The organism is Actinomadura sp. CNU-125 (genome assembly GCF_001942465.1).
Lineage (GTDB): Bacteria > Actinomycetota > Actinomycetes > Streptosporangiales > Streptosporangiaceae > Spirillospora.
In genome coordinates, this window is record NZ_MKJY01000586.1 from 1 (window position 1) to 12405 (window position 12405).

General features: G+C 77.5%; 11 protein-coding genes. All 11 read right to left on the minus strand.

The genetic code is table 11. From position 1 onward, the window contains the following. Window positions 1–9: 9 nt before the first annotated feature. Window positions 10–351 carry an acyl carrier protein gene (locus BJF79_RS46760; RefSeq protein ID WP_075907077.1) on the minus strand — a complete coding sequence of 114 codons (342 nt, stop codon included), beginning with the start codon at window positions 349–351 and terminating at the stop codon, window positions 10–12. After that, window positions 348–620, minus strand: a complete 273-nt coding sequence (locus BJF79_RS68035; RefSeq protein WP_158079513.1) for a hypothetical protein — start codon at window positions 618–620, stop codon at window positions 348–350. Before BJF79_RS68035 ends, BJF79_RS46760 begins: the two co-directional genes overlap by 4 nt. 32 nt (window positions 621–652) lie before the next feature. Further along, window positions 653–1747 (minus strand): polyketide synthase dehydratase domain-containing protein, encoded by a 1095-nt coding sequence (locus BJF79_RS46765; RefSeq protein WP_075907078.1) that lies wholly within the window; start codon window positions 1745–1747, stop codon window positions 653–655. A gap of 162 nt (window positions 1748–1909) precedes the next feature. After that, window positions 1910–2554, minus strand: a complete 645-nt coding sequence (locus BJF79_RS46770) for a hypothetical protein (RefSeq protein WP_075907079.1) — start codon at window positions 2552–2554, stop codon at window positions 1910–1912. Then, window positions 2536–3165: a hypothetical protein gene (locus BJF79_RS56805; protein WP_158079514.1), complete on the minus strand. Its 630-nt coding sequence runs from the start codon at window positions 3163–3165 to the stop codon at window positions 2536–2538. Before BJF79_RS56805 ends, BJF79_RS46770 begins: the two co-directional genes overlap by 19 nt. After that, window positions 3120–4463, minus strand: a complete 1344-nt coding sequence (locus BJF79_RS46775) for a polyketide synthase (RefSeq protein WP_075907080.1) — start codon at window positions 4461–4463, stop codon at window positions 3120–3122. Before BJF79_RS46775 ends, BJF79_RS56805 begins: the two co-directional genes overlap by 46 nt. After that, the gene (locus tag BJF79_RS46780; RefSeq protein ID WP_075907081.1) at window positions 4460–6448 is read right to left on the minus strand and encodes an SDR family NAD(P)-dependent oxidoreductase; all 1989 of its coding nucleotides are present in this window, start codon (window positions 6446–6448) and stop codon (window positions 4460–4462) included. The genes BJF79_RS46775 and BJF79_RS46780 overlap by 4 nt, the downstream gene beginning before the upstream one ends. Then, the gene (locus BJF79_RS56810; protein WP_158079515.1) at window positions 6439–6633 is read right to left on the minus strand and encodes a hypothetical protein; all 195 of its coding nucleotides are present in this window, start codon (window positions 6631–6633) and stop codon (window positions 6439–6441) included. The genes BJF79_RS46780 and BJF79_RS56810 overlap by 10 nt, the downstream gene beginning before the upstream one ends. Window positions 6634–7185: 552 nt before the next feature. Next, on the minus strand, window positions 7186–8220 hold the full coding sequence (locus BJF79_RS52425; RefSeq protein WP_083734768.1) for a hypothetical protein: 1035 nt from the start codon (window positions 8218–8220) through the stop codon (window positions 7186–7188). 174 nt (window positions 8221–8394) lie between these two features. Further along, on the minus strand, window positions 8395–9111 hold the full coding sequence (locus BJF79_RS54850) for a hypothetical protein (protein ID WP_143220979.1): 717 nt from the start codon (window positions 9109–9111) through the stop codon (window positions 8395–8397). Continuing rightward, window positions 9072–12182, minus strand: a complete 3111-nt coding sequence (locus BJF79_RS46795; protein WP_143220980.1) for a beta-ketoacyl synthase N-terminal-like domain-containing protein — start codon at window positions 12180–12182, stop codon at window positions 9072–9074. Before BJF79_RS46795 ends, BJF79_RS54850 begins: the two co-directional genes overlap by 40 nt. Window positions 12183–12405 lie beyond the last annotated feature (223 nt).

Sequence of the window (12405 nt, forward strand, 5' to 3'; positions counted from 1 at the left end):
CGCGGCGGCTCAGCCATGCGCGTCCCCGTGCCGGGCCGCGGCGATGTGCCGGGCGAGATCGGCGACGGTCAGGTCCGCGAACTCGTCGACGTCGAGCTCGGCGGCGATCTCGGCGAGGTCGACCCGGTCGCCGTGCCGGGCGCGGAGCCGGCCGGCGAGCGCGGCGAACTCGATGCTCTCCAGGCCGATGTCCTCGAAGAACGTGCTGCCGGGGCCGATGGGCGCGTCCGGCGGCTCGGCGCCGAGCACGAGGACGACGTCCTCGGTCAGCACGCGGACGACCTCGTCGATCTCCGCGGGGTCGGGCGCGGGAACGTTCCCGTTCCCGTTCGCCGTGTCGTCGTTCGTCATCTGGTGCACTCCTCGGTGTCGGGGGCGTCGCCGTCGACCGTCCAGGCGACGACGTGTCCGTCGATCTCGCGGGTCTCGACCGTGGTGAGCGTCCCGTCCCCGGCGATCAGCAGCCGGTGCGGGTCGGAGGCGGCCACGACCAGTTCCGAAAGGTCCGCTTCGGGCAGCGACCGCCGCACCGCCTGCCCGGCCGCGCGGACCCGGCCGTCCCCGTCGTGCCGGGCGAGCCCGATGCCCGCCGGGCCGTCCCCGGGCCGGACGAGCGCCACGCCCAGCTCGTCGTCGGACGCGATGCGGACGGTCAGCGGTTCGTCGAACGGGCCGGTGACGGCGTCGCCGGGGCCGACCGCCAGCTCCGCAGGGAACAGCGGGCCGTGCCCGTCCCGCCAGAGCCGGTCGCGGACGGCGTCCCTGGCTCGGCGATGCGGCCGAGCAGCCACGGTCCCCGCGCGGACGCCGGGAGCCGCTCGTACTCGGCGCGTTCGGCCGCGCCCAGGTAGCGGCGCATCAGCAGGTCGCGGGACCCGGTGCCGCTCCAGCGGCGGCGGGCCAGGCACCAGCCGCCGGGCTGCGGTTCACCGGTGCCCGACACCTCGGGCGTGAACCTCATCCGCCAGAGGGCCTCGTCGGTGTAGAAGCGGCGGGTGGTCCAGCCGTCGATGTGCGCCCACACCGTCCCGTCCGCGCGGACGAGTTCGGCGTCGCAGCACATGGTCGAGTCGGTGAGGGACGTGTTCCATACGGTCGTCTCCAGCTTCTCCCCTGCGGGAGGCAAAGGCCCGTAGAGGGAGACCCTTTCGACGCCGATCGGGAACACGGTCTGGTCTGTGTCGCCGTAAACCTGCATCCAGTGGGCGCAGAGCTGCCCGGCGCTTTCCACGAGCGCGCCCGGTGCGGGCAGGGACGTCAGGACGCCGCGCGCACCGTCCTCGGCCAGCGCGGTGATCTCGGTGATGCCCCGGAACAACGGGCCGTGGAACATCCAGCGCTCCTCGTAGAGCCGCGCGGCGGTCACGATGGGCGGGTTCTCCACGGTCAGCGCGGTGCCGTCGGGCCGCGGCGGTTCGGGGTGGCGGGCGGCGAGCAGGACGGTGCCCTCGGCGTGCCCGCGGATCACGATCTCGACGCGGCGGACGCCGCGCGGCGCGTCCGGCAGCCGGGACGCGCGGACGTCGGCGGACGTCGGCGGCGCGGCCACGAGCGCGCGCGCGACGCGAACGTCCTCGATGCCGGTCACGACGAGGCCGGGGAGCAGTTCGCGGGCGGTGTCCGCCATGACCTCCAGCAGGGTGCCGAGCGGGACGACGGGGAACCGGTCCGACATGTCGGGCCACCCGGGCGCCTGCGGGACGACGCAGTGGTCGTGCAGGAACGGCATCGTTTCGAGGGAGAACACCCGCGAGACGACCAGGTCGGCCGGGCCCTCGCCGTCCCCGCGCGCGAACGGCCCCTCGCCGCAGACGCCGCCGTCGGCGAGCGCGAGCGCGCGGACCCCGCACCGTCCGAGGGGTCGCCGTCCGCGCCTTGCGCAGGTACACGACCCGTGTCGTCCGAGGGATCACCGTCCGCACCACGCGCGGACCCGCGGGCCGCACCGTCCGGCGCGTTGTCGTCCGTGCCTTGCGCGGACGTGCGGGGCCGCACCGTCCGAGGGGTCGGCGTCCGGACCACGCGCGGGCGCACGTTCCGTGTCGTCCGGGGCGTCGCCATCCGTGCCTTGCTCGGGCGGGCGGGGCTTGCCGTCCGGTGGGCCGGTGTCCGGGTCGTGGTGGTCGGGGGTGTGGGACGGGCCGGTGCCGAGGGCGTCGGCGACCGACTGGGCTCCGGCCGCCGCGTCGTTGAGCAGCGCCTCCAGTTCGGCGATGATCGGGTCGTCGTCCGGCAGCGGCGGGATCGACGGGGCGAGGCGGACGGGCGGGACGGCGCCGGCCAGCCGGACCAGCGGCGTGCCCAGGTCGAGCGGCATGCCGGAGCGGGGCGGCGCCGCCGGGGACGCGCCGTACCCCTCGGCCCAGAGGGCGGCGCGACCGCGCCGGAGCTGGGCCGTCGCGTCGCGTTCGGGGACGGTCGCGGCGATCGCGAGGTGCTCGCGGTCGCCGAGCCGGTCGCCGACGAAACCGGTCAGGCCACCGGGCCCGACCTGCACGAACGCCCGCACGTGGGCGGCGCAGTACAGTTCCTCGATCAGTTCGCTGAACCGCACGGGCTCCAGCAGGTGCCGGACGGCCAGGTCGCGGACGTCGCCGGGCGTGCGGGGGTACGGCGCGGCGGTCGTCGCCGACCAGACGGGGACGCGCGGTTCGCGGACGCGAGCGCGTCGAACGCGCGCCGCAGCGCCTTCTCGCGGGACTCGGCGTGCGGGGTGTGCAGGCCGAGGCGCAGCGGCAGCTCGCGGCCGAGGACCCCCTCGGATTCGAGCCGTTCGAGCACGTCCCGCACGTCCTGCGCCGGTCCACAGATCACCGACTGGTGCGGGCAGTTGTCGTGGCTGACGAACACGCCGGGGCGGCTCCCGACGGCCTCGTCGGCGCGGTCGGCGCCGCAGCCGAGCGCGCCGCACGCGAGGTCCGGATCGTCCGGTTCGAGTGCCGCCAGGACGTCCGCCGCTTCCTCCCCGCACATCCCGGCGGCGATCATCGCGGCCCACTCCCCCGGGCCGTGCCCGGCGGTCACGTCCGGCTCCACGCCCAGTTCGGCGAGCGCGGACGCCAGCAGCCGCCCGAGGGCGAGGACGTCCGCCGCCCGTCCGGACGGGTCGCGGCGGCCGGTCAGCACGGGCGCGGCGAGCCCGAACCGTTCGGCGACGTCGGCCACGCGGGGGTCGAAGGCGGGTTCGAAGCCGGGGAACAGGAACGCGAGGAGGCCGCCGTCGGCGAGCAGCGGGCGCGGCGAGAACCACACGTCGCTGCGCCCGCGCCGCGCCGTGCCGCGCTGCACGACGGCGCCTCGAGGTCGAGCCGGCGGGCCGTCGGCGCCACGATCGCCACCCGGCACGGCAGGTCGGGGACGTCGTCGCGGGACGCCCGCGCGAGGAGTTCGTCGTCGGGTTCGGCGAGCGCTTCGGCCAGTTCGCCGGTGGTGCGGGCCGCGATCCGCAGCACGGCCTCCCGCGCGCCCGCCGGTTCGATCCGCGTGCGCCGCGCCCGCCGTACCCGTCCGGACGGCGCCTCCTGCAAGATCACGTGCGCGTTCGCGCAGCCGAACCCGAACGCGTTCACGACGGCGCGCCGCGGCAGGTCGCCCCACTCGGCCGTCTCGCGGACGGGCCGCAGCCTGCCGCCGTCGAGCGCCGGATGCGGATCGTCCACGTGCAGGGTCGGCGGGAGCACGCCGTCGCGCAGCGCGAACGCCGCCTTGATCAGCCCGGCGATCCCCGCGGCGGGCATGGCGTGGCCGATCATCGACTTCACCGTACCCAGGCCGATCGGTGGTCCGGCCGTCCCGAACACCCGCCGCAGGGTCGCCAGTTCCGCCTCGTCCCCGGCCGGGGTCGCGGTGCCGTGCGCCTCGACGAGTCCCACCGCGCCGGGCGCCGCCGGGTCGAGGCCCGCGTCCCGCCAGGCGCGTTCCACCGCGCGGACCTGCCCTTCGACGAGCGGGTTCAGGATCCCCGCCGCGCGCCCGTCGCTCGCCGACCCCACCCCGACGATCACCGCGTGCACCCGGTCGTCCGCCCGTTCGGCGTCCGCCAGCCGCTTGAGCAGCACCACCCCGGCGCCCTCGGCCAGCAGCGTCCCGTCCGCCGCCCGGTCGAACGGGCGGATCGTCTCGCTCGGGCTCAGCGCCCGCAACCGGCTGAACGCGCTCCACACCGTCGGGTGATGCCCCACATGGACGGCCCCGGCCAGCACCGCGTCGGCTTCGCCGCGCCGCAGCGCGCGCACCGCGTGCTCCACCGCCAGCAGCGCCGACGCGCACGCCGCGTCCAGCGTGTACGCGGGGCCGCGCAGGTCGAACCGGTCGGCGATCCGCGCCGCGGCCGAACCCGCGGGCATGTCCGGGCCGTCCGGTCCGAGCCGCGCGCAGAACGCCCGCCGGATCTCCTCCAGCCGCTCCCCGCCCAGCTCCGGCACCAACTCCGACAGCACCCCGGTGAGCTGGTGCGATGTCATGACCCGCTGGTCGGCCCGGGCGCGCCCGGGGTGATGTGGCCGCCGCGGCCGAGGACGACGCCGATGCGTTCGCGGTCCGGGAGCCGGTCGTCGCCGCCCGCGTCCGCGATCGCCTCCGCCGCCGTGCGCAGCGCCAGCAGCCGGTCGGGGTCCATCGCCGCGACCGCCGCGGGCTCGATCCCGAACCGGGCGGGGTCGAACGTGGCGACGTCGTCCACGAACCCGCCGCGGCGGCAGTAGAAGCGGTCGCTCTCCGGGGCCCGCCCGTACGCGCCGGGGTCGTAGTACAGCGCGGGGTCCCAGCGGCCGGGCGGCACGTCGCTGATCGCGTCGAACCCGGCCAGCACGTTGCGCCACAGCTCCGCCGCGGACCCGGCGCCGGGGAACACCGCCCCGGCGCCGACGATCGCGATCGGCTCCTCCGTCACCGGACCGGCCCCGTGAACACGACTCGCGTCTCGTCGCCGTGCGCGATCTCGCGGAACAGCGCCGCGATCCCGGGCTCGCCGTCCAGCGGCGGGGCCAGGTCGGCGACGAGCACCCGCCCGCGCAGCCGCGCGCGCCACACCCGCGCGAGCGCGTCGCAGGCGTCGTCGGCCGCCGGCGCGATCGGCCGGGAGCCGCTCCCCGGCGGCGGCGCCGAGCACGACGAAGAACCCGGTATCGGGACGAACCGCCGCCGCGAGCGCGCTCGCACCGTCCACCTTCGTCCGGTACGCCCGCTCGAACGACTCGGGCGACTTGTCCCGGACGAGCCGCTCCTCGGCGATCCCCGCACCGTGCACGACACCGTCCAGACGGCCGTGGCGCCCGTACACGTCCTCGATGACGTTCCGGACGAACCGCGCGTCCCGGACATCACCCGAGTGGTAGCGGACCGACGCGGCCTGCATGTGCAGGGCGTCCAGATTCTCCTGAACCTCCCGCTCCGCGAGGATCCGGCGGATCGTCTCCTCGATCTCCTCCGGCCCCCGCGTCCCCTCCGCGACCAGCACGCGCCGCAGCGACGCCTCGTCCACGGCCTCCGAGAACACCGTGCGTCCCACCGGTTCCGGCGTGCGCCCCACGATCTCCAGATGGCACCCGGTCGTCGCCGCCAGGCCCCGCGCCACCCGCGCGGGCACGCCGCGCGCACCGCCGGTCAGCAGCACCACGCCGTCCGCCCCGACCGGGACGCGGGCGTCGCCGTCCAGTTCCGTCCGGACGAGCGCCGGCGTCCGCCGCCGCTCCCCCTCGTACCCCACGGTCACCGGCGGCGTCCCCGCCAGCAGCTCCGCCATGATCCGCAGCGCGATCATGCGCGGCGTCTCGCCGGTGTCGACGTCCACCGCCCGCACCATCGTCTCGGGGAACTCCCGCGCGACCGTCCGCGCCAGCCCGCGCAGACCCGCGCCCGGCCCCGGCTCCCCGGCCCCGCCGCCGAACGGCCGCCGGGACGTCCGCGCCCGCGCCGCCGACCGCGACGAACCACCGCAGACCGCCCAGCAGCGCCCGGCGCACGCCCGCGTACGCCTCCGGCAGCACCGCCGTCCCCGCCGGACGCAGCGCCCCAGGTGGACGAGCCCGTCGCACGGACCGTCCACCTCCAGCGGCGTCCGGACCCGCGCCCCGTACCGGCCGAGGACGTCCGCCAGTTCGAGCGCGATGCCGCACCCGTCGTCGACGACGATGAACCGCCGTCCGGCGAACGCCGTCCCCGAATCCGCGGGACGCGGAAGCGGATCGAGCGGCGTGTCCCGGAGGACGTGCCGGACGATCTCCGGCTCGGCCTCCGGCGGCTCCGCGCCCTCCCCGTCCGCCATGCCGGAACGCGGCTGGACCACCCGAACGGACTCGCCGTTCCCGTTACCGGCGACGACCACGTCCGCCTCCGCGCGCCGTTCCCCCGGCGGGATCACCCGCACGCCCGACCGCTCGGCCGGTGAAGCCTCCCGCCCGGCGCCGCCGTCCGCGCGCGGCCGCTCGCCCGGCGGAATCACCCGCACCGACTCCCCGGCTCGCTCCGCCGCTGCGGCAGCGGCTGCGGCCGCGTCACCGCGGCCGACGACCCGGCGTCCGCGCGCGGCCGCTCGCCCGGCGGGATCACCCGCACGTACTCCCCGTCCCCGTACTCCGCGGGGGAACCGTGCGTCCCGCGAGCCTCCCCGGCCGGGACTTCCCGGTCGTCCATCGACGGGTCCGGGGCCGGAAGCACATTCGGCACGGTGTCCGCCACGAACCCGGCGTCTCTTCCCGACGACGTCCACTCCGCCTGCCCGGGGCGGTGTTCCGTCCCGTCCGCATCGCGCCCGACGGCGATTCCTCGCTAGGCGCGACGTCCGGTTCCGGTCCCGCCCCCTCTGCCCCGCCCTCACGCACGTCGGCGACGTCTGTAGGCAACGCGTTTCCTGCACGCGGCCCCTCCGACTCGCGCCCACGCACATCGACGACGTCCACCGAAGGTGCGTCCACGGCAGCCGCGGCATCCGAGCCTGCTCGCGACCCGTCCGTCCCGAGGGCACGCACATCCCCAACGTCCCGCGACAGCGCGGCATCCCAACCTGCCTGCGGCCCGGCCGACTCCGGCTCACGCACGTCGGCAACGTCCACCGTCGGCGCACCTCCGACCACGCCCGCCGCATCCGAGCCTGCTCGCGACCCGTCCGTCCCGAGGGCACGCACATCCCCAACGTCCCGCGACAGCGCGGCATCCCAACCTGCCTGCGGCCCGGCCGACTCCGGCTCACGCGCGTCGGCGACGTCCACCGCCGCGCCTCCGGCCAGGCCCGCCGCGGGCGCGGCATCCCGGCCCGCTCGCGAACTCCGGGGCGGGGCGTGCAGGGCCGCGACGTCCCGGACGGCGCGTCCCCGCCCGGCTCGACGGGTTCGGCCGGGGTGCGGGGGGACGGCGGGGTCGCCGCCGGACAGCGCGGACGTTCCCACGTGCGCGGTCGGGACGGGCGCGGGGTTCAGCAGCTCGTCGAGCCAGGCGACGACCTCGCCGACGTCCGGGCACCGGACGGTTCGTCGGGTTCGGGGACGCCGCGCGGGCGGCGAGATCGTGCAGGAGCGCGGTGCGCTCGCCGGGGTCGATCGCCAGGTCGTCCGCGAGGTCGAGTTCGTCGGCGAGCAGCGCCTCGGGATGCCCGGTGCGGGCGGCCAGGGCGGCGCGCACGGCGGTGCGGGCGTCGGACGGGCCGTCCGGCAGCGTCTCCCCCGGCAGGATCGGGCGCGGTGCCGGGACGGGCGCGGCGGGGGCCTCGGCGAGGTGCCGCAGGAGCACCTCGCGCTGCGCGGCGATCAGTTCGCGGCCCGCCCGCAGGTACTCCAGGACGGCCGCGTCGGAGCCGCGCGGGCGCTCCACGCGGGCGGCGGGCCGCAGGCCGTTCGGCGGGGTGTCGCCGTCGGCGGTCGTGACGAGGTGCCCGTTGACGAACCAGGACGGTGCGGGCGCGGGCGCGTCGACGGGACGGGCGTCGCGGCCGGCGAACAGCGGGAGCGGGTCGACCGGGACGCCCGCGGCGGCGAGGACGAGGGAGTCGAGCAGGCCGTGCAGGCCGTCGCAGCCGACGGTGGTGTGCGGGCGGTCGCCGAGGATGGCGCCGACGAGTCCGGTGAGGGCGCCGCCGGGTCCGGCCTCGACGAACGTGCGGGCGCCCGCGAGTACATCGCCTCGATCTGTTCGGCGAACCGGACGGGCGCGGCGAGCTGGCCCGCGAGGGTCGCGGCGAGGTCCGCGGGGTCGGTGTCGTAGGGTGCGGCGGTCGCGCCGGACCATACGGGGAACGCCGGGGATCGCAGGTCGCGGCCGGTGAGCGCGGTGCGCAGGGCGCCGGACGCGGCGGCGACGGCGGGCGCTGCAGGGCGCAGGCGACGGGCAGCCGCTCGGCGGGCAGGCCGCGGGCGGCGAGGACGCCGAGCGCGCGGTCGACGCCCGCGGACGTTCCGGCGATCACGACCTCGCGAGGGGCGTTCTGCGCGGCGATGGAGATGTCCGAAACTTCGGACAGGGCGTCGCGCACTTCGCGAAGCCCCCCGGTGACGGCGGCCATCGCGCCCGGGTCGTCCCCGGTCGGCGGCGAGGATCGCGGCGGCGCGGGTCGGCGCTGCGCTCGATCAGGTCGGCGTCGTCGAAGACCCCGGCGGCGCACAGCGCGACCACCTCGCCGTGCCCGTGCCCGGCGGCGAGGTCCGGGTGCACGCCCACGGCGGTGAGCAGCCGGTGGACGGCGAGGCCCGCGAGCCCGACGGCGGGCTGGGCGACGCGCGGGTCGGCGAGCGCGGCGTGCCGCCGCCGGACGTCCTCGGGGGCGAACGCGGGGAACATCGCGGGGACGTAGTCGCGGCCCAGCCGCAGGAGCCGCTGCAGGCGGGGGAACGCCACGAAGAGGTCGGCGAGCGCTCCCGGCGGCCCGGCGAGCCCGGGGAACAGGAACGCCACCTGGCCCGGGTCGCGGTCGAGGGGCCCGCCGATCCCGGTGAGGCGTTCGCACAGGTCGTCGGGGCCGGTGGCGGCGAACGCGGCGAGCACCGGTCCGTCGTCGGACGCGACGGTGCGGGCGAGGTCGCGCAGCCGGTGCCCGGACGCCGCGAGCGCGCGCAGCCGTTCGACGTCGGTGCCCGCGCGGATCACGAACAGTTCGGCGGGCCATTCGTCGCGTCCGGACACCGGTTCGGGCGCGCCCCCGTACCCGGACAGGACGGCGTGGTAGTGCGCGCCGCCGGGCCCGGAGCCGCGCCCGCGTGCCGGTCGGCGGGCGGGACGGCCCACGGGCGCGCGGACGCGCCGAAGGCCAGCGGCCCGCCCGCGTCCCACGCCTCGTCCGGACGGGCGAGGCGCGGGGTGCCGGGCAGGACGCCGGTGTGCAGGGCGTGCGCGGTCTTGATCAGCCCGGCGAGCCCGGCGGCGGCGCCGGTGTGCCCGATCTGCGAGGTCACCGAGCCGAGGGCGACGGCGCCGGGCGCGGCGCCCGCGAACGCCGCGGCGAACGCCTCCAGTTCGGCGCGGTCCCCGATGCCGGACGTCTCGACGAGCCCGATCCGCTCGGGTGCGACGCCCGCCCGCTCGTACGCGCGGGTCAGCGCCCGGTCCCGTCCGTCCGCGGCCCCGGCGACGGCCCGGACGATCGCGTAGATCCGGTCGCCGTCGCGTTCGGCGTCCGCGAGCCGCTTGAGCACGACGCAGGCGACGCCCTCGCCGGGCACGGTCCCGTCGGCGGCCGCGACGCGCGGGCGGTCGTGGATTGCGGTGCGCACGTCGGCGCCGCCGCACAGCACCATGTCGCTGCCGCCCGTGGCGAGTTCGCGGCAGGCGGCGTCGAGGGCGGCGAGCGCGGACGCGGCGTCGGCGGCCACGGTGTGCGCGACGCCGCCGAGGCCGAACCGGGCGGCGAGCGCGGCGGCCTGAACGCCGGTGAGCGAGTCGGCGGTCGGCGCGGGGAGCCGTTCGTCCAGTTCGGGCGGGACCTCGCCGAAGTAGGCGGGCAGGGCGGCGCGCAGCGCGTAGGCCGCGGCGAGGTCGCCGCCGCCCTCCGCGCCGAAGATCACCGAGGTGCGGGCGCGGTCGAAGGCGCGGTCGCCGTACCCGGCGTCGTCCAGCGCGCGGGCCGCGACCTCCAGGGCGAGCAGGTGCGCGGGGTCGATGGCGCCGAGCGCGTCGGCGGGGATGCCGTGGGCGTCCGCGTCGAACGGGACGTCCGGCAGCGAACCGCACCGTGTGGACGGCGCCTTCCCCTCGTACGCCTCCGGGTCCCGTTGCGCGGCCGCGGTGACCGCGTCGGCCCCGGCGAGGACGTTCGCCCAGTACTCGCCCGCGTCGCGGCGCGCCGGGGAGCACGCAGTCCATCCCGATGATCGCGATGTCGGCGGGGCGGGCCGTCGACGTCGCGTCCGTCCAGGCCGAAGTTCGGCGGCGCGGGCGGCCAGCAGCCCGGTCGCGCCGGACGTCACCTGCTCGTGCAGGGCGGCGACGCCGGTCCGGGCGGACCGCAGCGTCGCGGCCTGCCCGATCAGGTAGAGGCCCTCGGCGCGCTGCTCGTCGGTGTCGACGGGCGCGCCGCGCCGCACGCCCTTGCTCGCGATGCGCAGCCGTCCGAGGTTGAGCTTCTCCAGCCGCCCGTACGCCTCGTGCTGCGACATCCCGGTGCCCAGCAGCTCCGCGCGGGTCTGCGCGAACGTCCGCACGTAGGGCGTGTCGGCGCAGCGGGTCGCGTGGCCGGGGGCCGTCTCGAGCAGCGCGGTCGCGGCGCAGTCGAGCGCCGTCTGCTGGTAGCCCGGACGGACGGCGCCCGCGGCGACCGCCTCGGAGGTGAACAGGTACGCGGTGCCCATCAGGACGCGGACGTCCGCGCCGCGTTCGGCGAGCGGGCCGGCGAGCGCCGCGACCATCGCGGCGGAGCGTTCGTCGTGGATCCCGCCCGCGAACATGACCGACAGCCGCGCGGCCTGGTCCGGGTGCGCGGCGCGCCACGCGTCGAGCCGGTCGAGCTGCGCCTCCCACAGCGGGAAGCTCGCGCGCGGGCCGATGTGCCCGCCGGACTCCATTCCCTCGAACACGAACCGGCGGGCGCCCTCGGCGAGGAAACGGTCGAGCTGCTCGGGCGCCGGAACGTTCAGGTACGTCCGGGTTCCTGCCTCTTCGAGCTGTTCGGCCTGCACGGGCAGGCCCCCCGCGATGATCGCGTACGGGGGCGCGGCGGCGCGGACGGCGGCGAGCTGCTCGGCCCGCCGCTCCGGCGGGACGAACCCGACCATCCCGACGCCCCAGGGGCGTCCGGCGAGCCGGTCGGCGGTCTCCCGCAGCAGTTCGCGCACCCGGTCGCCGTCCAGCGCGCCGAGCGCGAGGAACGGCACGCCGCCGTCCTGCGCGACGGCCGCGGCGAACACCGGCGAGTCGCTGACCTGCGTCATCGGCCCCTGCACGATCGGGTACTCGCGGCCGTGCGGCCCGCCGCGCGGAGCGAGCGGCGCGGCCCGGACGGCCGCGCGGACATGCTCGGCGATCCCCCGGCGCACGGCCTGCACCACGCCCCCGGCGGTCTTGTACCGCGCCGCGAGCGACACGGCGAGCGGCCCGTCCTGCCCGGCCGGCGCTTCGTCGCTCGCCGCGTCCATCTCGGCGACCAGCGCCAGCTGGACGTCCAGCACCACCCCGGTGGCGCCCCCGGCCACCGCGGCGGCCGCGGTCCGGGTCCCGATGCCGCCCGCGGCGTACACCGGGACGTCCAGCGCCAGCAGGTGCTGCAGCAGGACGAACGTGGTCACATCGCCCGCGCGTCCGCCGCCCTCGCGGCCCCGCGCGATCAGCCCGACGCCGCGCGACCCCGGCGACGCCGCGCGCCGCGTCCAGCGCGCGCCCGCCTCCGCCGGTCGACGACCTCGACCAGCAGCCGCCGCCCGCGCGCGAACCCGGCGACGTCCACCGGACCGTCGGCGTCCCCGAAGGCCGGGGCGTCCACGATGACGGTGCTCACCGCGTCCGGCAGCTCGTCCGGACGGACCCGCACCCGACCGGGACCCGCACCCCGAACGGGCCGGTCCACCAGCGGACCACCTCGTCCAGCGCCGCCAGCCCGGACGCGCGGTCGCGCCGAGGTCCAGGACCCCGAGCCCGCCCGCCCGCGCGACCGCCACCGCCAGCCGCGGCACCGGCGCCCCGAACGGGGCCGCTCCGATGATCTCGGCCTGCGGGGCACCCCCCGGCCCGCGCCCGTACCGGTTCTCGCCCCTGTCCGCCGTCATGCCCTGCCCCCCGACGTCCGCGCGGCCCGCGCCGGGACCGGCGCGGCTCGACAACGATTCGTCACACTACGGTCGGCAACCGAGCGAATACCGGGACGACACACCCGAGGACGCGCCCATGACACCACCGCAAAGGAGTTTGGGACGTCCCTTGACGGATCCGAGACCCGGACCGCTACCGCTCGCCCCGGGAAGGCCCGCCGCCGCGCGGTCGATAACCTGC

What these genes read in the sequence shown, in the direction of transcription:
- BJF79_RS52425 (WP_083734768.1), bottom strand. Translation starts at nt 8,220, where the DNA reads ATGGTCCGGCGCGACCGCCGCACCCTACGACACCGACCCCGCGGACCT.
- BJF79_RS46775 (WP_075907080.1), bottom strand. Translation starts at nt 4,463, where the DNA reads ATGACATCGCACCAGCTCACCGGGGTGCTGTCGGAGTTGGTGCCGGAG.
- BJF79_RS56810 (WP_158079515.1), bottom strand. Translation starts at nt 6,633, where the DNA reads ATGGACGACCGGGAAGTCCCGGCCGGGGAGGCTCGCGGGACGCACGGT.
- BJF79_RS46760 (WP_075907077.1), bottom strand. Translation starts at nt 351, where the DNA reads ATGACGAACGACGACACGGCGAACGGGAACGGGAACGTTCCCGCGCCC.
- BJF79_RS46795 (WP_143220980.1), bottom strand. Translation starts at nt 12,182, where the DNA reads ATGACGGCGGACAGGGGCGAGAACCGGTACGGGCGCGGGCCGGGGGGT.